Annotated in this window: 21 protein-coding genes and 1 pseudogene; 4 read left to right on the forward strand and 18 right to left on the reverse strand. The window is 65.4% G+C overall.

Annotated features, from left to right (window positions below):
- The first annotated feature begins 40 nt into the window (after positions 1-40).
- Genes ACW5CM_RS09420 through ACW5CM_RS09430 form a run of 3 tightly spaced genes read left to right on the forward strand, consistent with a single transcriptional unit; the run spans position 41 to position 1678 of the window.
- Positions 41-625 carry a GNAT family N-acetyltransferase gene (locus ACW5CM_RS09420; protein ID WP_457124839.1) on the forward strand — a complete coding sequence of 195 codons (585 nt, stop codon included), beginning with the start codon at positions 41-43 and terminating at the stop codon, positions 623-625.
- Between the two features lie 22 nt (positions 626-647).
- A complete protein-coding gene (locus tag ACW5CM_RS09425; protein ID WP_439254181.1) occupies positions 648-1319 on the forward strand; it encodes a lysoplasmalogenase family protein in 672 nt (223 codons plus the stop codon).
- Complete coding sequence (locus tag ACW5CM_RS09430; RefSeq protein WP_438255263.1) at positions 1316-1678, forward strand: Hsp15 family ribosome-associated heat shock protein; 363 nt, start codon at positions 1316-1318, stop codon at positions 1676-1678. Before ACW5CM_RS09425 ends, ACW5CM_RS09430 begins: the two co-directional genes overlap by 4 nt.
- Before the next feature lie 12 nt (positions 1679-1690).
- Here ACW5CM_RS09430 and ACW5CM_RS09435 read toward each other — a convergent pair.
- Positions 1691-2182, reverse strand: a pseudogene (locus ACW5CM_RS09435) (NUDIX domain-containing protein); the annotation flags it as partial.
- An 80-nt stretch (positions 2183-2262) separates the two neighbouring features.
- Between ACW5CM_RS09435 and ACW5CM_RS09440 the strand changes: the two are divergent.
- On the forward strand, positions 2263-2820 hold the full coding sequence (locus ACW5CM_RS09440; RefSeq protein ID WP_457124840.1) for a nucleosidase: 558 nt from the start codon (positions 2263-2265) through the stop codon (positions 2818-2820).
- A gap of 21 nt (positions 2821-2841) precedes the next feature.
- Here the strand turns inward: ACW5CM_RS09440 and ACW5CM_RS09445 are convergent, their stop codons facing one another.
- The 17 genes from ACW5CM_RS09445 to ACW5CM_RS09525 form a co-directional block, all read right to left on the reverse strand.
- Complete coding sequence (locus ACW5CM_RS09445; RefSeq protein ID WP_457124841.1) at positions 2842-3915, reverse strand: Glu/Leu/Phe/Val dehydrogenase family protein; 1074 nt, start codon at positions 3913-3915, stop codon at positions 2842-2844.
- A gap of 108 nt (positions 3916-4023) precedes the next feature.
- Positions 4024-5544: a ribosome biogenesis GTPase Der gene (gene der / locus ACW5CM_RS09450; RefSeq protein WP_439254177.1), complete on the reverse strand. Its 1521-nt coding sequence runs from the start codon at positions 5542-5544 to the stop codon at positions 4024-4026.
- A complete protein-coding gene (cmk, locus tag ACW5CM_RS09455; RefSeq protein ID WP_457124842.1) occupies positions 5534-6268 on the reverse strand; it encodes a (d)CMP kinase in 735 nt (244 codons plus the stop codon). Before cmk ends, der begins: the two co-directional genes overlap by 11 nt.
- Positions 6261-7385, reverse strand: a complete 1125-nt coding sequence (locus tag ACW5CM_RS09460; protein ID WP_439254175.1) for a prephenate dehydrogenase — start codon at positions 7383-7385, stop codon at positions 6261-6263. Before ACW5CM_RS09460 ends, cmk begins: the two co-directional genes overlap by 8 nt.
- Positions 7382-8224, reverse strand: coding sequence for a pseudouridine synthase (locus tag ACW5CM_RS09465; protein ID WP_438255257.1), 843 nt, complete (start codon positions 8222-8224; stop codon positions 7382-7384). Before ACW5CM_RS09465 ends, ACW5CM_RS09460 begins: the two co-directional genes overlap by 4 nt.
- A complete protein-coding gene (scpB, locus tag ACW5CM_RS09470) occupies positions 8221-8829 on the reverse strand; it encodes an SMC-Scp complex subunit ScpB (protein ID WP_439254173.1) in 609 nt (202 codons plus the stop codon). The genes ACW5CM_RS09465 and scpB overlap by 4 nt, the downstream gene beginning before the upstream one ends.
- Entirely contained in the window at positions 8819-9628 is an 810-nt protein-coding gene (locus ACW5CM_RS09475) for a segregation and condensation protein A (protein WP_439254172.1), read from the reverse strand. Before ACW5CM_RS09475 ends, scpB begins: the two co-directional genes overlap by 11 nt.
- Positions 9612-10445 (reverse strand): ParA family protein, encoded by an 834-nt coding sequence (locus tag ACW5CM_RS09480; RefSeq protein WP_438255451.1) that lies wholly within the window; start codon positions 10443-10445, stop codon positions 9612-9614. The genes ACW5CM_RS09475 and ACW5CM_RS09480 overlap by 17 nt, the downstream gene beginning before the upstream one ends.
- A 221-nt stretch (positions 10446-10666) precedes the next feature.
- Positions 10667-11569 (reverse strand): site-specific tyrosine recombinase XerD, encoded by a 903-nt coding sequence (gene xerD, locus ACW5CM_RS09485; protein ID WP_457124843.1) that lies wholly within the window; start codon positions 11567-11569, stop codon positions 10667-10669.
- Positions 11570-11571: 2 nt separating this feature from the next.
- Positions 11572-12141, reverse strand: a complete 570-nt coding sequence (locus tag ACW5CM_RS09490) for an NUDIX domain-containing protein (protein WP_457124844.1) — start codon at positions 12139-12141, stop codon at positions 11572-11574.
- On the reverse strand, positions 12134-13828 hold the full coding sequence (locus ACW5CM_RS09495) for a CTP synthase (protein WP_457124845.1): 1695 nt from the start codon (positions 13826-13828) through the stop codon (positions 12134-12136). The genes ACW5CM_RS09490 and ACW5CM_RS09495 overlap by 8 nt, the downstream gene beginning before the upstream one ends.
- 26 nt (positions 13829-13854) lie before the next feature.
- Entirely contained in the window at positions 13855-15537 is a 1683-nt protein-coding gene (recN, locus tag ACW5CM_RS09500; RefSeq protein ID WP_457124846.1) for a DNA repair protein RecN, read from the reverse strand.
- Positions 15534-16457 carry an NAD kinase gene (locus ACW5CM_RS09505; protein ID WP_439254168.1) on the reverse strand — a complete coding sequence of 308 codons (924 nt, stop codon included), beginning with the start codon at positions 16455-16457 and terminating at the stop codon, positions 15534-15536. The genes recN and ACW5CM_RS09505 overlap by 4 nt, the downstream gene beginning before the upstream one ends.
- Positions 16454-17251, reverse strand: coding sequence for a TlyA family RNA methyltransferase (locus ACW5CM_RS09510; RefSeq protein ID WP_438255250.1), 798 nt, complete (start codon positions 17249-17251; stop codon positions 16454-16456). The genes ACW5CM_RS09505 and ACW5CM_RS09510 overlap by 4 nt, the downstream gene beginning before the upstream one ends.
- Positions 17248-17430 carry a hypothetical protein gene (locus ACW5CM_RS09515; RefSeq protein ID WP_438255248.1) on the reverse strand — a complete coding sequence of 61 codons (183 nt, stop codon included), beginning with the start codon at positions 17428-17430 and terminating at the stop codon, positions 17248-17250. The genes ACW5CM_RS09510 and ACW5CM_RS09515 overlap by 4 nt, the downstream gene beginning before the upstream one ends.
- 45 nt (positions 17431-17475) lie before the next feature.
- Positions 17476-18507: an HAD-IIA family hydrolase gene (locus tag ACW5CM_RS09520; RefSeq protein ID WP_457124847.1), complete on the reverse strand. Its 1032-nt coding sequence runs from the start codon at positions 18505-18507 to the stop codon at positions 17476-17478.
- On the reverse strand, positions 18508-19797 hold the full coding sequence (locus tag ACW5CM_RS09525) for a primosomal protein (protein ID WP_457124848.1): 1290 nt from the start codon (positions 19795-19797) through the stop codon (positions 18508-18510).
- Positions 19798-19895 lie beyond the last annotated feature (98 nt).

Here is a 19895-nt window from a genome sequence, read left to right on the forward strand (position 1 = left end):
TTCCCTTGCCTGTGTCGGGACCCCGGCGTAGCGTGCCGATATGCCAACCATCACGACCGCTCTTGCCCGCCCCGAGCTCTGGGACGACATCCAGCACGCGTTGAGCGGTGGCGGCGACGGACGAAGCTGCCAGTGCGTTTGGCCCGTGCTGACGAACAAGGAGTGGGAGTCCACGAGCCTCGACGCGCGCACGACGATATTCCAACAGGAGATCGCCTCCGACTCCTCACCCGGCCTCGTCGCCTACGTCGACGACGAAGCCGCAGGATGGATGCGCATCGGGCCGCGTCCGGCCCAGCGCCTCCTCGCCCGAACCAGCAACATCATCACCACCACCCGCGAACCGCTCGATGACGACAGCGTCTGGGCGGTCACGTGCTTCGTCGTCCGTAAAGAACACAGAGGGCAGGGCATCAACGCCGCGCTCCTGAAGGCCGGAATCGATTTCGCCCGGGCATCCGGCGTCCGCGTCATCGAGGGCTACCCGATCAACACCGCGCTGACGGGCGTGCGTGTGAACGATCTCTTTCACGGCGCGCTGTCGACCTTCTTGAACGCGGGGTTCGCCGAAGTGCCGAGTACCAAACCCAACCGACCGCTGGTGAGTCTCGACCTCCGCGGCTGAGCCGCCGATCTACGATGGGGGGATGCAGCGCAGCACCCCACCACGCACCGTCCTGGCCTGGGCTTTCATCCCGTACGTCGTGATGTCGATCGTGCATGTGATCGCCCTGGCCGTTCAAAGCGACATCGCCGGTCCCACCAAGCTCTGGCTCATGCCATTGCTTGCTCTGCCGATCCTGCTCTCTCTGAGGCTTCGTCCCCATCTGGCGATTGCACTCCTCGTGGCAGCCGTGTTCTTCTCCTGGCTCGGCGACGGTGCCGGTGCCTTCTTCCCGGGCGGGCCCGAACTCCCCCTGATGCTGCTGTTCTTCGGCATCGCTCACATCGCGTACATCATCGTGTTCCTGCGCACCCTGCGCATGCGAAAGATGCCGCCGTGGGCACTGGTCTACGCCGCTTGGTGGGTCGCCATGGTCGCCGTCCTCGGCCCGCACACGGGCCCGCTGCTACTCGCCGTCGCCGGGTACGGCCTGGTACTCGGCAGCACCGCCGCGTTCTCGACCCGCTGCCATCCGCTCATCATCTGGGGTGGTGTCTTCTTCCTCATCAGCGACACCGTCCTCGCTTTCCGCCTCTTCCTCTCCGACACGATGCCGCAGTGGACGAGTCCGCTGGTGATGCTCACCTACACGCTCGGCCAGGGGCTGATCATCGCCGGTGCTCTCGTGACCCTCCGTCTGAGAAAAACCTCATGATGGATGCCCCGGTCAGAGTCGACAGTTGGCTGTGGGCGATCCGCATCTACAAGACCCGCTCCGCCGCCACAACCGCATGCCGCGCCGGGCATGTGCGCGTCAACGGCGAAAAGGCCAAAGCCGCCCAGATGGTGAAGCCCGGTGACGAACTGCGGGTGCGTATCAGTGGGTTTGACCGTCTCCTCGTCGTCCGGCAAACGCTCACCAAACGCGTCGGCCCGCCGGTCGCCGCACTCGCTTACGAGGACCGCACTCCCCCGCGCGACCCGGTTGCCGCCCTTGGCCTGCGCGACCGCGGTGCAGGCCGCCCGACGAAACGCGAACGACGAGACATCGACCGGTTGCGCGGGCGAGACTGAATCCGCTCAGCCCAGCCTTTCGCGCAGGCTCGGCCACGCATCGGCAAACCCCGGATGCAGTGGACGCTCGGTGACCTCATCGACAGGCACCCACTCCAGAGCCACGCTCTCGGGGTCACTGATCACCGGCTCGAACGGCCTGACCACGTCGGCGACCACCGTCGTATACGACCAGATCTTCAGATCGAGCACACTGGTGAACCGTGGCGAAACCGCCCCCACGGGGACACCTGCTTCTTCCGTCGCCTCACGCAACGCCCCGTCGATCGCAGATTCGCCCTCGTGCAACGCTCCCCCGGGCAACCCCCAGGTACCGCCGAAATGACTCCAGCTGACCCGGTGCTGCAACAGGATGCCGCGCTCGGCATCCACCGCCAGCAAACCGGCTGCGCCGAAACGCCCCCAGTACTTCTCCCCGGTCGCCGCAACAACCCAGGCGTCACCAGGATCCCGCGGCCCATCCGGACGTCGCGGCTCACCGGGAACAGGAGGAACGATCGTCATTACCTCAGCATTTCACAGCATCCACTCCTCTGGGTCGGCGACAGACACGAGCGGCAACGTAACTCTGGGAGAATAGTCGGGTGAAGCTTCTCGTCGCCGCCCTTGATTCCGAACTCATCGCCTTCCCCGAAGATCTGCCCGGGTTTGAACGTCTCGTGACCGGACCCGGCAAACTCAAGGCCACCTTTGCCCTCACCCGTGCCCTCGACGCCGGTACCTACGACGAGATTCTCGTGGTCGGCACCGCCGGTGCTCTCGACGAGTCCGTCGCATCCGGTGTCCACGAGATCAACTGGACGTTCCAGCACGACGTGATCAACGAAGAAGGCGTCCGCGGCGAGCATGTGTCCATGCCGCAGCGTATGGATCTCGGCGACGGTGACATGGTCATCGCCACCGGAGACAGCTTCATCGACGATGCCGATGCCGTACAGCTGATCCTGGCGCTGGGCGGTCGCCTCGTCGACATGGAGTCGTACGCGTACGCGTGGGTCGCCGCGCAGTTCGGCGTACCAATCCGCATTTGGAAGGCCGTCTCCGACCGCGCTCAGGATGACGCGAACACCACCTGGACTGAGGCCGTCACCGCGTGCAGCCACCAGCTGCGCGAGCGTCTTCGCGACGAGTACGGCGTCTGAGCGGCCCCAGCCCCGCGACGATTAGCTCAGCGCGGGCGTAGGTGCACCCGAGCGCAGACGTGCGGCCGCGAGCTCTTCCGCCGCCGCGAGGGGCGTGATCCCACGCTCTGCGGAATCGGTGAGGATCGTGCGGACAGTGTCGCCGATCTGCGCGACGCGCTCCATAATCTCAGCCCGCGTGCCGAGCTGCTTGGCCTCATGGTCGAGATAGATCACACCGCCAGCGTTGACGACGAAGTCCGGTGCGTACAGGATGCCGCGCGAAGCTAGCCGATCCGCACCGCTGTGCGAAGCAAGCGGATTGTTCGCCGGCCCGCAGACTGCGGCGGTGTCGAGGGCATCAATGACCTCGTCCGTCAGCAGCCCGCCGATGCCGGCCGGCACGAACACATCCGCCGGCACAAGGTGCTCCGTGCCAGGTTCCACCCACTTCGCCCCCAGCTCGCCCGCCAGATGCTGACGCGCGGAGTTGACGTCGGTGACCGTCAGCACCGCCCCCTCGGTCGAAAGCCGAACGGCGAGGCGTCCGCCAACCTGGCCGAGTCCGGAGATCGTGATGCGGCGCCCAGCCACGTCCGCCGAACCCGTGGTGCGCTCCAGTACAGCGCGCAATGATTCGTAGACGCCCAGGCTCGTGGGCCCGGCCGGTTCGCCCGAGCCACCGGCGGCATCCGGAAGTCCTACGACATGGGCCGTGCGCTCAGCGACAACGGCCATGTCGTCCATGGTCGAGCCGACGTCCTCGGCGGTGCGGTACAGACCACCCATCGATTCCACTGCGTCACCGAGATCGAGGAACGCATCACGACGCCGTTGCGCGTCAAGCTCGGTGCCGGGCTCCAGCCCGATGACGGACTTTCCGCCGCCAGCATCCAACCCTGCCGTCGCATTCTTCAACGTCATCGCTGCGGAAAGACGCAGGGCGTCACCGAGAGCATCGCTCCAGTGCGGGTACGTCCACAGCCTCGCACCGCCAAGGGCAGAACCGAGCACCGACGAGTGCAGCGCTACCGCAATGAGCAGGCCACTGCGCCGTCCGGTGATCACCTCCACACGTTCGTGGGTGAACTCGGGCAGGGGCAGGGTATGCGACATTGCAACCTCTTTCGACGGGCCTTGTGGGCGCAGAAGGTGGATGCCGCTGTGTCGCAGCATCCACCTTCTATTGCATCACTCGGTCAGCCGTTAGGCAACCTTCTGCGACTAGCGCTGGCGCTTCTCCCGAACGCGCATGTTGATGACGATCGGTGTGCCCTCGAACTCGTAGAGCTCACGCAGTCGACGCTGAATGAAGCGCCGGTAGCCCGGGTCGAGGAACCCGGTCGTGAACAGCACGAACGTCGGCGGGCGCGTCGCGGCCTGCGTACCGAACAGGATGCGCGGCTGCTTGCCACCGCGCAGCGGGTGCGGGTGCTCGGCGATCAGTTCGCTCAGGAACGCGTTGAACTTGCCGGTCGGAATGCGGCGATCCCAGTTCTCCAGCGCCGTCTCCAGCGCCGGGACGAGCTTGTCGAGGTGACGACCGGTCTTCGCCGAGATGTTCACGCGCGGAGCCCACGCGACATGCGCGAGGTCCTGCTCGATCTCACGCTCCAGGTAGCGGCGACGGTCCTGGTTCTCCATGTCGTCGTCGGTCAGGCGATCCCACTTGTTGAACGCCAGCACGAGCGAGCGTCCGGACTCAAGAACGAGATCGATGATGCGCACGTCCTGCTCGCTGAGCGACTCAGAAACGTCCAGCACGACGACAGCGACTTCCGCTTTCTCAAGCGCAGCCGAGGTACGCAGCGAAGCGTAGAAGTCAGCGCCCTGCTGCAGGTGCACTCGCCGACGGATGCCGGCCGTGTCGATCAGGCGCCACAGCTTTCCGCCGAGTTCGACGACCTCATCCACCGGATCGCGGGTGGTTCCGGCCAGTTCGTTGACAACGACGCGGTCTTCGCCGGCAGCCTTGTTCAGCAGCGACGACTTGCCGACGTTCGGACGTCCGAGGATCGCGACGCGACGGGGACCGCCGATCTCGTACTTCGCGACCGACGAGATCGACGGCAGCTTCTCAAGCACGGCGTCCAGCAGATCCGCGACTCCTCGACCGTGCACGGCCGAGGTCGGGTACGGCTGGCCGAGACCGAGGCTCCACAGGGAAGCGATCTCCGGCTCCTGGCGGGCATCGTCGATCTTGTTGGCGACGAGGAACACCGTCTTGCCGCTCTTGCGCAGCAGCTTCACGACGTGCTCGTCAGTGGAGGTGGCCCCCACCATCGCGTCGACGACGAACAGCACGAGGTCCGAAAGGTCGATCGCGACCTCGGCCTGGGCTGCGACCGAACGGTCGATGCCCTTGGCATCCGGCTCCCACCCGCCGGTGTCGACCAGCGAGAAGCGCCGGTCGTTCCATTCGCCCTTGTAAGTCACGCGGTCGCGTGTGACACCGGGGGTGTCTTCCACGACTGCTTCGCGGCGCCCGAGGATGCGGTTCACCAGCGCGGACTTGCCGACGTTCGGACGTCCGACGATCGCCACGACCGGAAGTGCGGGAAGGAATTCGACCCCGCCCTCGGTCTGCGCAAGGCCGGCAAGCAGCGCGGCATCATCCTCGTCCAGGTCGTAATCGGCGAGACCAGCGCGCAGAGCCTCCGCACGCTGTTCGGCGAGCTGTTCGTCAAGCTCATCCATCTTCTCGGCGAGGTGGTCGGGACCACCCTCGTATTCGTCAGCGGCCATGTTCCGCTCCTTGCTTTCGTTCGATCACCGCGAGTACGGCGTCGATGGTCTGTGGGAAATCGAGGTCCGTCGAATCAACGACTTCAACGCCATCTGCGGCGTTCAGGAAGTCGACGACGGCGCTGTCCGAAGCATCGCGCTTGTGCAGCGCTTCTGCAACGGCAGCGGCATTCTCGCCGGCGAGTTCACCGGCTCGTCTGGCCGCCCGCACCTCGGGGGCGGCAGTGAGAAGAATCCGTACCGCAGCGTCCGGGGCGACCACCGTGGTGATATCGCGCCCTTCGACGACGACCGCTGGGTAGGGCGATGCCGCCACCAGCGAACGGAAGAAGATGTTGACCTGCTCGCGCACCGCGGGAACTCGTGCGACGCCGCTGACTGCTCCGGAGACGCGGGGCTCACGGATCGCTGCCGTGATGTCGTGATCGCCGACAGCGACGGTGCGGTCATCAGGGTCAAGCCCGAGACGAAGATCGAATTCGGATGCCGCGGCCAGAACGGCTTCGGCATCTTCGGTGTCAGCACCACGCTCGAGGACGTGCCAGGCCAGTGCCCGGTATGCAGAGCCGGTGTCGAGGTAGCCGTAGCTGCGCGCGCGGGCGACAGCCTTGGAGACACTGGACTTGCCAGAGCCTGCCGGTCCGTCGATGGCAATGAACTTGCCCGCTCCGGCCACCCCTTCGACAGGCTCAGCCAGCGGCGCGGGGATGGAAGGGTCACTCATTGGTTGCTCCTGCAATTCGCCATCCGCGCGTGTGCAGTCCTTCGATCGCGCCGAGCAGCGCAGCCGGGGCCACGCTGATCTCAGCGAGGCCGAACTGCGCGCCTGGCGAATGCTCCAGGCGCAGGTCTTCTACGTTCACTCCGAGTTCGCCGAGCTCACCGAACAGGCGCCCGAGCTGCCCCGGGGTGTCGTCGACCATGACGACCAACTGTTCGAACCGGCGATTCTGACCATGTTTGCCGGGCAGACGCTCCACGCCGTCGTTTCCCTGACGGATCGTCTCGGCCACAGCGCGGCGTGCACCGGGTGCCTCGGGTTCGCGAAGCGCATCCGACACGGTGCGCAGGTCTGCGGCGAGCGCGTCGAGAACCTCGACCACCGGCTGCGCATTGGCGCCGAGGATCTGCACCCACAGCTCCGGCGCGGAAGCAGCGATCCGCGTGGTGTCGCGCACACCCTGCCCTGCCAGACGAAGGGCGTCCTCGTCGGCGGTGGCAAGTCGTGCGGCCAGCAGACTGGCAACCACCTGCGGCACGTGCGAGGTGAGCGCCACTGAACGGTCGTGCTCTTCGGGAGTCATCTCCAGCGGCATCGCTCCGACGTCGAGCGCGAGCGCCTCTACGAGCGCGAGATCAGCAGCCCGGGTTTCCTCGTCACGGCAAACGACCCACGGGCGACCGATGAACAGGTCCGCGCGTGCGGAGATCGCTCCCCCGCGCTCGCGTCCGGCAAGCGGATGCGAGCCGATGTAGCGGGTGATGTCGACACCGCGTTGCTTGAGCAGGCGGAACGGTTCCAGTTTGACGCTGGCGACATCAGTGACCACGGCATCCGGGAATCGAACAAGTTCCGCCTCGATGACGTCAGCTGTGACATCCGGCGGGACGGAAACCACGATCAAAGCGGGCGCGTCATCATCGCGAGCGGCACGCCCCGCACCGTAGTCAATCGCCAGGCGGAGTTGCGCGGGCGAGGTGTCCGACAGGACGACGTCCACACCCTTGGCTGTCAGCGCGTGCCCGATACTCGACCCGAGAAGGCCGGCACCGACGATGCGCACCGTCCCCGAAAGCCGCAGCGCTCGGCTGCTGCCATGGGTTCTGGCGGTCTCGGTCACTCGTTCTCCTGGGCGTCTCCCGGCGTGGTGTCCGAGGAGGAATCATGGCGCGAGAGAGTCAACAGCGCACCACGTTCGATTTTAGTCAGTTCCCGGGTCTTCCCCGCCGGGAGAGTTCCCAGGTGGAGCGGGCCGAACTGGCGACGGACGAGTTCAGTGACCGGATGCCCGACAGCGGCGAGCATCCGGCGGACGATGCGGTTGCGTCCCGAGTGCAGGGTGAGCTCTACCAGGCTGGAGGCGGCTTGGCCGGTCACTGAGCCGGTCGACGTGTCCAGCAGTCGTGCCTTGTCTGCCTTGATCGGGCCGTCTTCGAGCTCGATCCCGCGGGTCAGCTGCGCGATCACCTGCGCTGTGACCGTGCCCTCGACCTTGGCGATATAGACCTTGGTGACCCCGAACGAGGGGTGCGCGAGCACATGTGCGAGTTCACCATCGTTCGTGAGGATGAGCAGGCCACTGGTCTCAGCATCCAGCCGTCCGACGTTGTACAGCCGCTCTTCCCAGTCCTTCGTGTACTGACGCAGATCCGGGCGGCCGTTCTCGTCTTTCATCGTGCTGACGACACCGGTGGGCTTGTTCAGCATGACGTAGCGCTTCGACACATCGAGTTGGATGGCGGTGCCGTCGACGTCGACCAGGTCGTTCTCCGGGTCGATCCGCCGTCCCAACTCTTCGACGACCTTGCCGTTGACGCGGATTCGGCCCTCGACGATGTACTGCTCCACCACGCGACGGGATGCCACGCCTGCCGCCGCGAGGACCTTCTGCAGGCGCACGCCGTCCGGTAATGCTCCGTCACCGAGGCTTGTGGACGGGTCGGGTGTCGAGTCATTCATCGGATATTTCCTTCATCGAATCCATCAGCGCCGTCATCGAGGAGCGGCGATATCGGGGGCAACTCGTCGATCGAGTTGATACCCAGGTTCTGTAACAGCGCATCGGTGGTGCCATAGTTGATCGCACCGGTCTCAGAATCAGCGAACAGTTCGGTGATGAGCCCGCGGGCAAGAAGCGTGCGTACGACGGAATCGACGTTCACAGCGCGAATGGATGCCACCTGGCTACGCGTGACCGGCTGCTTATAGGCGATCACGGCCAGGGTTTCCAGCGCGGCCTGCGACAGTCGGGCCGGCGCCTGCCCGCCGATGAACTCGGCGACAAGCGCGTCGTGGTCCTCACGAACATACAGTCGCCATCCGCCACCGACCTCGCGCAGCTCGAACCCTCGCCGCGGTCCCTGCCCGTTGCCGTCGTAGTCGTCGACGAGCGTTTCGATCGCCTGGCGCACGGCCGGCACCGGAGCGCCCACGGCCGCCGCGAGAGCGACGAGTCCCAGCGGCTCATCGATGATCAGCAGAATCGCCTCGAGTTTCTCGGTGAGTGGTGAGACCGGCACTGCCTCGTCGACAGACTCGGGGCTGGTCGAAGTGTCATCGGTCATAGTCGGCCCCCAGGCTCGCAAGTGTCTCGTCAGACCAGGAATCGGCGGCCCAGCGCAGCGTCAGCTCGCCGAGCGGTTCGATCTGTTCGAAGGAAAGGGCGGCGTGTCGGTAGAGCTCAAGCACGGAGATGAACCGCGCGACGACGATTCCTGGCTCGGTCGTTCCGGAGACCAGCTCACGGAAGGTGAGGGACTCGGTGTTGCGCAGCAGAGTCACCACGATGGCGGCCTGCTCTCGGATGCTGACCAGCGGCGCGTGCAGGTGGTCGAGCCCGACACTGGGGATGTCTTTCGGCGCAAAGGCGAGCAGCGCGAGCGCCGCGAAATCGTCCACGCTCAGTGTCCACACCAGCTCCGGCGTCTGCTTGCGGTGCTTCTCGTCGAGGCGCACGGCGCGCGAGTGGCGCCGATCCTCTCGTTGCAGACAACGGGAGAACCAGGTCGATACCTCTTTGAAGGCCCGGTACTGCAGCAGTCGCGCGAACAGCAGATCTCGCGCTTCCAGCAGCGCAACGGCTTCGGCATCGACGAGTTCACCCTGAGGCAGCAGGCCCGCCACCTTCATATCCAGCAGGGTGGCGGCAACGACGAGGAATTCGGATGCCTGATCCAGCTCCTCGTCCGATTCAAGCGCGCCGAGGTACGTGATGAACTCATTGGTGACCGCGCTCAGCGAGACCTCGGTGATGTCCATCTCATGCTTGGAGATGAGATTCAGGAGAAGGTCGAACGGGCCGTCGAAATTCGACAGGGAGACGCGGAACCCTTCGACAGGTTCTTCGCTAGGCGACGGCGCCACGGGCGACCAGCTCCCGGGCCAGTCGCAAGTACGCCTGGGCGGCGGCATGCTCTGGCGCGAACTCGGTGATCGGAACACCCGATACCGATGCGTCAGGAAACTTCACCGTGCGTCCGATCACAGTTTCCAGCACGTCATCGCCGAATGTCTCGACGACCCGTTCCAGCACCTCACGGGAGTGCAACGTGCGTGCATCGTACATGGTCGCAAGCAGCCCGTCGAGCTGAATGGCCGGGTTGAGCCGATCACGAACCTTCTCGATGGTCTCGATGAGCAGAGCCACACCACGCAGCGCGAAGAACTCGCACTCCAACGGAATCAGCACACCGTGGCTGGCCGTGAGCGCGTTGACGGTGAGCAGGCCGAGCGAGGGCTGGCAGTCGATGAGGATGACGTCGTATTCACTGGAGACCTGACGCAGCACGCGGGCGAGGATCGTCTCACGCGCAACCTCGTTGACCAGGTGCACCTCAGCGGCAGACAGGTCGATGTTCGCGGGCATCACGTCGAGCCCGTCGACGGAAGACTTCACGATGACATCGCGCGCATCGCGCTTGGTGTCCAGCAGCAGGTCGTAGATTGTGGGCACGTCGTGCGTGGGAATCCCGAGGCCGGCCGAGAGCGCACCCTGCGGGTCGAAGTCGACGGCGAGCACCTTGCGACCGTACTCAGCGAGGGATGCTGCCAGGTTGATCGTTGTCGTGGTCTTGCCGACTCCGCCCTTCTGGTTGCACAGCGCGATGATTCGCGCCGGACCATGGGACTCCAACGGGGCCGGGATGTCGAAGCCGTTATACGGACGCCCGGTGGGTCCCATCAGTGTGCCGCCAGCGTTCGACGTCTTACCCTTGGACTTCGCCACGTTCTGAGCCACCGAATCTCCTGCTTCCCTCGTGCTTGCTCGATTCTACCGATTGACTGCCCGTTGTCTTCCGCGCCGCCCCGCTCTCCCCCAGATCCCCGCTTGATCCCGGCTTGCGAGTGGGTAGTTGTGGCTCCTTCTGGACGAGAAAGTGAGCCACGCGCGGCCACTCGCAACTAACGCGCCCGCGGATGCGAGGTCGCGTAGATGTCACGCAGCGTGTCCACCGACACATGGGTGTAGATCTGGGTCGTTGCGACGGATGCATGGCCCAGCAGTTCCTGCACCACGCGCACATCTGCGCCGCCCTGCAGCAGATGGGTCGCGAACGAGTGGCGGAGCGTGTGCGGTGATACTTCGGCGGTGATGTGCGAGGCCTCGGCCGCCGCACGGATCACCAGCCAGGCGCTCTGACGTGAAAGCGGCGCTCCGCGTGCGCCGAGGAACAGCCGCGCTGATGACTGGCCCTTAGCTGCGAGGGCCGGCCGCACCCGCGTGAGGTAGGCATCCACGGCATTCCGCGCAAACGAGCCGAGCGGCACGATGCGCTCCTTGGAGCCCTTGCCGCGAAGACGCAGCACGTCACCATGGGCGAGGTCGTCGACATCGAGGCTCACTGCCTCCGATACGCGTGCACCGGTCGCGTAGAGCAACTCGAGCAGAGCACGGTCGCGAATGCCGATCGGTTCCTCAGCAGACGGTGCCGCCAGCAGCCGCTCGACCTGGTCGATCGAGAGCGCCTTCGGCAGACGTTGCGGAGCCTTGGGCGGTCGAAGCCTGCCACTGGGGTCTTCGAGCTCGATTCCCTCGCGCACGAGAAAACGGTGCAGCCCCCGTACCGACGACTGCAGCCGTGCCAGGCTTGTCGCGGCAGGACGCGGCACCATGGCCGAACGGTCGGCGATGAAGCGGCCGATGATGGCCCCTGTCACCGCTGACGTGTCGTTGACCCCAACATCTGTCAACCAGGCCAGGTACACAGCCAGATCTCGGCGGTACGCGCCGACGGTGTGCTCGGACAGCCCGCGCTCGATCGTGACGTGTCGGAGGTACGCATCGATCGCGCGGTCGATCAGCACGACTAGCTCCGCAGTCTCCGCTCGGCCGCGAGCGCGCCGATGGAAAGGATGCCGTTGTGCAAACGCCCGGCAAGCACGCCGTCAACGACGTCAGACAGCGCCACCCACTCCACCCGGATGTCAGCTTCTTCATCGGATCGCTCGTAAACGGCCGCTGCCGAGTCGATGCCGGTGGCGAGATAGATGTGAATCATCTCGTTGTTGCCGCCCGGCGTCGTCCACGTCGACACCAGCAGTTCCCAGTGTCGGGCGACGATATCGGCTTCCTCGGCCAGCTCGCGCTGGGCCGCGACCATCGGCTCTTCCCCCGCGATATCGAGCAGCCCCGCAGGCAGTTCCCAGTCACGGTGGCGGATCGGATGCCGGTACTGCTGGATCAGCAGCACCCGGCCGTCGTCGTCGAGCGCGAGCACAGCGACCGCGCCGGGATGATCGACGTACTCGCGGGTGATCTCACCATCACCGTAGGCAAGGCGATCAGATCGGACATCCCACACCCAGCCCTTGTAGACGACATCACTGTTGACGGCCGCGGGCTCAAAAGGTTCGTCGCGCAGGCCGGCCTCAGGCATCGGACTCCACGTCGAAGAGCTCGCTGGAGCGGTGGCGCTCGATGGCAGCACCGATCAGACCGCGGAACAACGGGTGCGGGGCCGTCGGACGCGAACGCAACTCAGGATGCGCCTGCGTTGCGATGTAGTAGGGGTGCACATCGCGCGGCAACTCCGCGAACTCGACGAGATCGAGCTCGGGGTTCAGACCCGAGAACACGAGCCCAGCATCCGCGATGCGCGCACGGTAGGCGTTGTTGACCTCGTAGCGGTGGCGGTGGCGCTCGGAGATCTCCGTCGAACCGTAGACCTCAGCCGCCAACGAGCCTTCGGCCAATGCCGCCTGGTACAGCCCGAGCCGCATGGTGCCGCCTAGGTCGCCGCCATCGATGATGTCGACCTGCTCGGCCATGGTCGCGATGACCGGCTCCGCCGTCTCAGGGTCGAACTCAGTGGAGGATGCTCCGGCGATACCGGCCACATTGCGTGCGTACTCGATGACCATGCACTGAAGCCCCAGGCACAGGCCAAGAGTCGGAATGCCCTGTTCGCGCGCGAACTTCAGTGCGCCGAGCTTGCCCTCGATGCCGCGGATGCCGAAGCCGCCGGGAACGCAGATGCCGTCCAGGTCGCCGAGCGCCTTCTCCGCGCCTTCCGGCGTCTCGCAGGAGTCGGAGGGGATCCAGCGGATGTTGACCTTGGTCTCCTGCGCGAATCCGCCAGCCTTCAGCGCCTCGGTCACCGAGAGGTAGGCGTCGGGCAGGTCGATGTACTTGCCGACAAGACCGATCGTCACCTCGTGCTTGGGGTTGTGCACAGCGTGCAGCACCTTCTGCCAGCGCGACCAGTCGACTTCGTTCGCCTTGGCGTCGAGTCCGAGCCGACGCGCGATGTACGAGTCGAGGCCCTGGTCGTTGAGGGTCGAGGGAATGTCGTAGATGCTGGGCAGATCGACGGTGTTGATCACGCCTTCGACGTCGACATCGCACATGAGCGCGATCTTGTTGCGATTGCTCTCGCTGACGGGTCGGTCGCTGCGCAGCACGAGCGCATCAGGCTGGATGCCGACCTGGCGAAGGGCTGCGACCGAGTGCTGTGTCGGCTTGGTCTTCTGCTCCCCCGAAGCCCCCATGAACGGCACGAGCGAAACGTGCACGAAGAACACGCTGTCTCGACCGAGTTCGTGGCGCAGCTGGCGCGCGGCCTCGAGGAATGGCTGCGACTCGATGTCACCGACGGTGCCGCCGACCTCGGTGATGATGACGTCAGGCTTCGGCGTCTCGTCGGCCTGCAGACGCATCCGGCGCTTGATCTCGTCGGTGATGTGCGGAATAACCTGCACGGTGTCGCCGAGGTACTCCCCGCGGCGCTCCCTGGCGATCACCTGCGAGTAGATCTGACCCGTGGTGACGTTGGCCGCCTGCGACAGGTTGATGTCGAGGAAGCGCTCGTAGTGGCCGATGTCGAGGTCCGTCTCGGCGCCGTCGTCGGTGACGAAGACCTCACCGTGCTGGAACGGGTTCATCGTGCCGGGATCGACGTTCAGATAGGGGTCGAGCTTCTGCATGACCACGCGCAGACCGCGCGCGGTGAGAAGGTTTCCCAGGCTGGCTGCTGTGAGCCCCTTGCCCAAAGATGAAACGACACCGCCAGTCACAAAAATGTGTTTGGTCGTGTCGTTTTTGGGCCCCGCATCAGAAGAGTTCATCACGGGCTTCAATCCTAACAGTTAGCTCAGACCGGAAGGCTGAGAAGTTCTCGGGCATGGGTGAGGGCTGCGTCGGAATCGGCGAGTCCGGAGAGCAGTCGCGCCATCTCCTCTTCGCGCTCGTTCCCCTCCAAACGCCGGACACTGGACGCGGTTACGGCACCATCATGAGCTTTCACGACGGTGAGGTGGTTCGAGGCGAAGGCTGCGACCTGAGCGAGGTGCGTCACAGCAATCACTTGAGAAGTCTCTGCAAGCCGGGCGAGTCGCCGCCCAACCTCGATCGCAGCGGCACCACCGATTCCGGCATCCACCTCGTCGAACACGAAGGTGGGGACGGGGTCGGTTCCGGCGATGACAACCTCGATGGCGAGCATCACGCGCGACAGCTCTCCGCCGGACGCACTCTTGGCGACTGACCGCGGTTCAGCACCAGGGTGGGGTGCAAGCAGAATCGCCACATCATCGCGGCCACTGGCAGTTTCCGTTCCCGCACGCACCTCAACCTCAAGGCGCGCATCCGGCATTGCCAGCGCATGCAACTCTTCGGTGACCGCGGCGCCGAGGCGCGTGGCCGCTTCTGTCCGAGCCTTCGTCAACCGGGTAGCGGCATCATCCAGTCGCAAACGTGCGGCGTCGCGCTCTTCGTGCAGTCGTTCCAGGCGGTCGCCGTCGTCGTCAAGCTCGGCCAGTCGTGTGGATCCGCTCTCCCAGAGCTCCAGCGCTTCGTCCAACGACCCGTGCGTGCGGATGAGTGCCGTGAGCGCCGCGCGCCGTTCTTCGACCGCCGCGAGCTCGTGCGGCCCGGTCTCGTCGAGGTCGGCGAGGTACGCGGAGAGCTGCAGCGCGAGATCTGTCACCCGGTAGCCGACATCGGCGATGCCCTCGGCAATCTCGCTGAGCGTGGTGTCGGCAGCCCTCTCGAGGTTGCGGCGCGCTTCAGCCAGCAGCTCCGCGGCGTCTGGTTCGTCTTCTTCGCTCGAGAGCGCGTTGCGCGCAAGGGATGCCGCGAGCCGCAGCTCTTCAGCGTTGGCGAGCCGCTCGGCCCGCTCGGCGAGAGCTGTGTCCTCGCCTGCCTCCGGCGCAGTCGCCTCGATCAGCTCCAGCGCCTCACGCAGCCGGCCCGCTTCTTCAGCGCGTCGGTCACTGTTCTCGGTGATCTCGATGATCTCCGAGTTCAGATCACGCCACCGCGTGAACGCCTCCGCATACGCCGCCACAGCAGTAGCGATGGGTGCTCCGCCGAAGCGATCAAGAGCGTCTCGTTGCGCTGCCGTTGATCGCAGGCGAAGCTGCTCGGACTGCCCGTGCACGACCACCAGTTCATCGGCCAGTGCTGACAAAACGCTGGCCGGCGCCGCCCGTCCGCCGACACTCGCCCGGCTACGCCCCTCGGCGCTGAGCGTGCGCGAGACATACAGCTCACTGCGGTTCGCATCGATGGGTTCCAGTTCGCCACCGGCATCCGCCACGATATCGGCGACAGCTCCTGTCGTCGGCACGATCCAGACACCGGCCGCCGATGCCTGCGCTGATCCTGCGCGCACGGCACCGGAGTCGGCGCGCTGGCCCAGCAGCAACCCGAGCCCAGTGACGACCATGGTCTTTCCGGCTCCGGTTTCACCGGTGATCGCGGTGAACCCCGGGCCGAGAGGCAGTACCGCGTCGGCGATGACTCCGAGCCCCTGCATCCGCATCTCTTCGATCACGTCTGTGCTCCGCCGCTCTGCCCGCGCCAGCCGGCCACTGGCAGCTGGAACTTGCGTACGAGGCGGTCAGTGAACGCGGCAGGATGAAGGCGTGCCAGACGCACCGGACGAGACGATCGACGCACGACAACACGCGCTCCGGGAGGAAGCTCATGCGAACGACGCCCGTCGCACCACAGAATGCCGGTGCCATCGGTGCGTTCGAGCATCTCGATGGCGACCGAGGCATCCGGGCTCACGACGAGCGGGCGCGCGAACAGGGCGTGCGCGGACAGCGGGATTACGGAGATCGCTTCCACCCCGGGCCAGATCACAGGGCCGCCCGCCGAGAAGTTATATGCCGTGGAACCAGTGGGAGTGGAGATGACCATGCCGTCGCAGCCGTAGCTCGACAGCGGCCGACCATCGATCTCGAGGACGACCTCGATCATGCGCTCGCGACTCGCCTTTTCGACCGTCGCCTCGTTTAGCGCCCACGTCTCGAAGACGACCTCTCCCTGAGCATCCTTCACGCGAACGGCCAGAGCAAGACGCTCTTCGACGTCGTAATCGCGGGCGATGACACGGTGCACGGCGTCATCCATGGCATCCCGTTCGATCTCGGCGAGGAAGCCGACGTGCCCCATGTTGATGCCGAGCACGGGGGCGCTGCGGGTGCCGCGAACCAGCTCAGCGGCACGCAGGATGGTGCCGTCACCGCCCAAGACGATGGCCAACTCGAGATCGTCCACAGCGACGACATCGCCCAACGTGTCGACGTCGGCGAAGATCTGATCAACGGCGGAAAGTTCAGTACGATCATCGACTGCCAGCACAGGCCGTGCGCCGGCGCTGCGCAACAGGTCGATGACACGACGGGCTGCTGCGACGGTGTCTTCCCGGCCGGCATGGGCGACAACCAGGATATTGCGCTCGTTCATCGTCCTCCTGCCAGCTCGTCGATGCGTCCCGTCCATTCTGTCGGATTGCTGCCGCGTCCGGGCGCCATGTGGATGAGGAACTCCGCGTTGCCATGCGTGCCGAGAATCGGCGAGGCCACGATCCCCAACATGCCGAGACCAGCATCCCAGCCGTGCCAGACGACGCGGGCAACAGCATCCGCACGCGTGGCCGGATCAGTGACCAATCCGCCCCTGACGGCTGTGCGCCCGACCTCGAACTGCGGCTTCACGAGCACGACGATGTCCGCAGTCGGCGCAGCAACCGCTGTGGCAGCCGGGAGAATCAGCTCGAGTGAGATGAAAGAAAGATCGCCCACGATCAGATCCGGGGCTTCGGCTTCGCCGGTGGCTTCGGCCAGGCTTGCAGCCGTCATGTAGCGGACGTTGAAGCCTTCGACATTGACCACGTCCGGGTCTTCGGCGACTGAGGCGGCGAGTTGCCCATGCCCCACGTCGACAGCGAGCACCTTGCGCGCGCCACGCTCGCGCAGAACCTGGGTGAATCCACCGGTGGATGCCCCCATGTCCAGGGCGAGCCGACCGGTCGCCTTGACGTCGAAGGCATCCAGAGCAGCCACGAGTTTGTGTGCCCCGCGGCTGACATAGTGATCAGTTTCGGCGACGTCGATTCGGGATGACTCGCCCACCGTTGCGGAGGGCTTGATGATCTGTCGCCCATCGACGCGTACCAGGCCTGCCGCAATCAGCGTGGCGGCATGGGTTCGAGAGCGCGCCAGACCTCGAGCGGCCAGAGCGGCGTCGAGACGAGTCACTTCGCTCCCGACGAATGCTTCTCTCGAGAGTCGAGCTTGGTGCCGCTCTCCAGACGTCGGAAAAGTTCGTCGTGGAGCGTCGTATAGGCATCGGCGCGCGCGGCAAGGGGCTGGCCCTCGATCAGGCGCAATCTGCTCCAGAGGCCATCGGTCGGCGCCGCCCTATCTTCATCGCTCACAGTTCCACTGTACGTGCCACTACCGACATGGTCGATGCGGCGCACTCACGGACGATGGAACGGGTCTTCGTAGAGTTTCTCCGGCACGCGAAGCACGAACACCGGCGTTCCGGAGTCCCAGATCGCCGTCGCACCAGCACGTACGAGATCGATCTGGCGCTTGCCCTCGGCGAGGATCTCGACGTCGCCGCCGGTGACGCGAACGGATGCCCCGTTCACCGTGACCACGCCGTCCTTACGCTGGGTCTGCGGGTACGGCTCATGCAGTTCGCGCAGATCACTGAGGATGAAGGTGGGACGCGAGCCCTCGGGCGCTGCCAGCACATGCTTTGGCCGGTCGATACCGGTCAGCACCAGCGACGAATCAATTCCGGCGCGTGCGGCACCGAGGATATCGGTGTCGAGGCGGTCACCAATGAAAAGCGACTTTGCTGCGCCGAAGCGGGCCAGAGCTTCTTCGAAGATGGGAACTTCGGGTTTGCCGGCCACTGTGGCGAGGCGGCCGATCGCCGTGTGAACTGCGGAAACCAGAGTTCCGTTGCCCGGTGCAACGCCGCGCTCTCGAGGAATGGTCCAGTCGCTGTTGGTGGCGATCCAGGGGATGCCACCCTCTTCTTCCGGTAGCTTGAGCGCGAATGCCGCCTCGGCGAGGTCGGTCCAGGCCACGTCGGGCGCGAAGCCCTGAACGACGGCATCCGGCGCGTCCTCTGCGCTGCGGGTGACCGAGTAGCCGGCCTTCTCCGCTTCGACGACAAGGCCCTCTCCCCCAACGATCAGCAGGGTTGCAGGAGCGGGAACCATCGTCTGGAGCAGACGCATGGCTGCCTGTGGACTGGTCACGACATCGTTGGCCACAACAGTCAGTCCGAGCGAGGTGAGGTGTTCGGCAACTGAGACATCAGTGCGAGACGCGTTGTTGGTGATGTAGCCGATGCGACGGGTCTCAGCTGCGGTGTTCAGGCTCTCAACCGCGTATGGGAGTGCGCCAGGGCCGGCGTAGACGACGCCATCGAGATCAGCCAGCACAACGTCGACACCGTCCAGCGGAGTCGGGCGAGACTTGGAGAAAAACGCCACTCAGGATGCCCCTTCTTCAGTCGGACCGTCTTCTTCCTCGATCAGGCCGTCTTCGATGATGATTTCTTCTTCATCATCGCCGCTCAGGCCGAGTGCGTCAGATGCGACCTCAGCGCGCTCTGCCCAGAAAGCTGCCTCGTCATCGCGTCCCAGATCCTCGAGTACGGCGGCATGCGCGCTGAAGAGAGCAGGGCTGAATTCGAAAGCACGGTCCGGGTCGAGTTCCGGAATCTGCAGCTCGCCGAGCGCGAGCTCGAGCTCGCCCTGGTCGAGTCGCGCACCTGACATCGCGATCGCAAGTGCGACGCGAACAGGAGTTGCCAACTTCGAACGATCGACGGCGCGTCCGGTCTCCAGCGCACGGTCTGCGCGGCCGATGCCGCGTTCGCTGTCCACCATCAGAGCGATCTGATCGTCTTTGCCTGAAATCCGGCGGTAGGTGCGCAGTTCGCGCAGCGCGAGTGCGAAGTCGCCGATTGAGTAGGCGGTGATCGCCAGCGACTCGCGGACGATGGCGATACGGCCGGCACGACGGGATGCCGCCAGCGCGTGCTCGTGCGCCAGAGCGGGGTCTTCATCGATGAGACGAGCGGCCATCGCCAGGTGTCGCGCGACCTGCTCTGCGTTCTCCTTGCTCAGAGTCTTCAACTCGTTACGCGCGGAGGCGTGCAATGCGTCGGCACCGACGTCTTCTGGAATCAGTGGATCATCGTGCCGCGGACGGTCATCCGACTGGCGATCCGGACGGTCGCGTCCCGTTCCCCCGCGCTGCGGGAAGCCCCGACCAGCGGGCCGGTCATCGCGGCGTGGTCCGCCGTCACGACCCTGGTAGCCACCCTCGCGACGGGGCGCACCGTCACGCGACTGGTAACCGCCCTCACGACGAGGTGCAGCACCATCACGACGAGGCGCACCATCACGCGACTGGTAACCGCCCTCACGGCGCGGAGCACCGCCCTCGCGACGCGGAGCACCATCACGCGACTGGTAACCGCCCTCACGACGAGGCGCACCACCATCACGACGCGGAGCACCATCACGCGACTGGTAACCGCCCTCACGACGAGGAGCAGCACCATCGCGACGAGGTGCACCACCATCACGGCGCGGTGCACCACCATCACGCGACTGGTAACCGCCCTCACGACGAGGAGCAGCACCATCACGGCGCGGTGCGCCGGACTTGCCAGCAGCAGTTGAGCGATCGGATCGTGGGCGCCCCTGACGGTCGTCGCGTCTGGGACTGGAGCTTTCATCGCGTCGTGGGCGACGCTCATCCTCGTTCGGCATGATCCTGATTCTCTCAACTTCCTGTAAAACGCAAAATGGCCACCCAGCGTTGGGTGGCCATTTTGTCTAAAAGAAGTTCGGCGGTGTCCTACTCTCCC

Source organism: Microbacterium wangyouchuni (assembly GCF_054072595.1).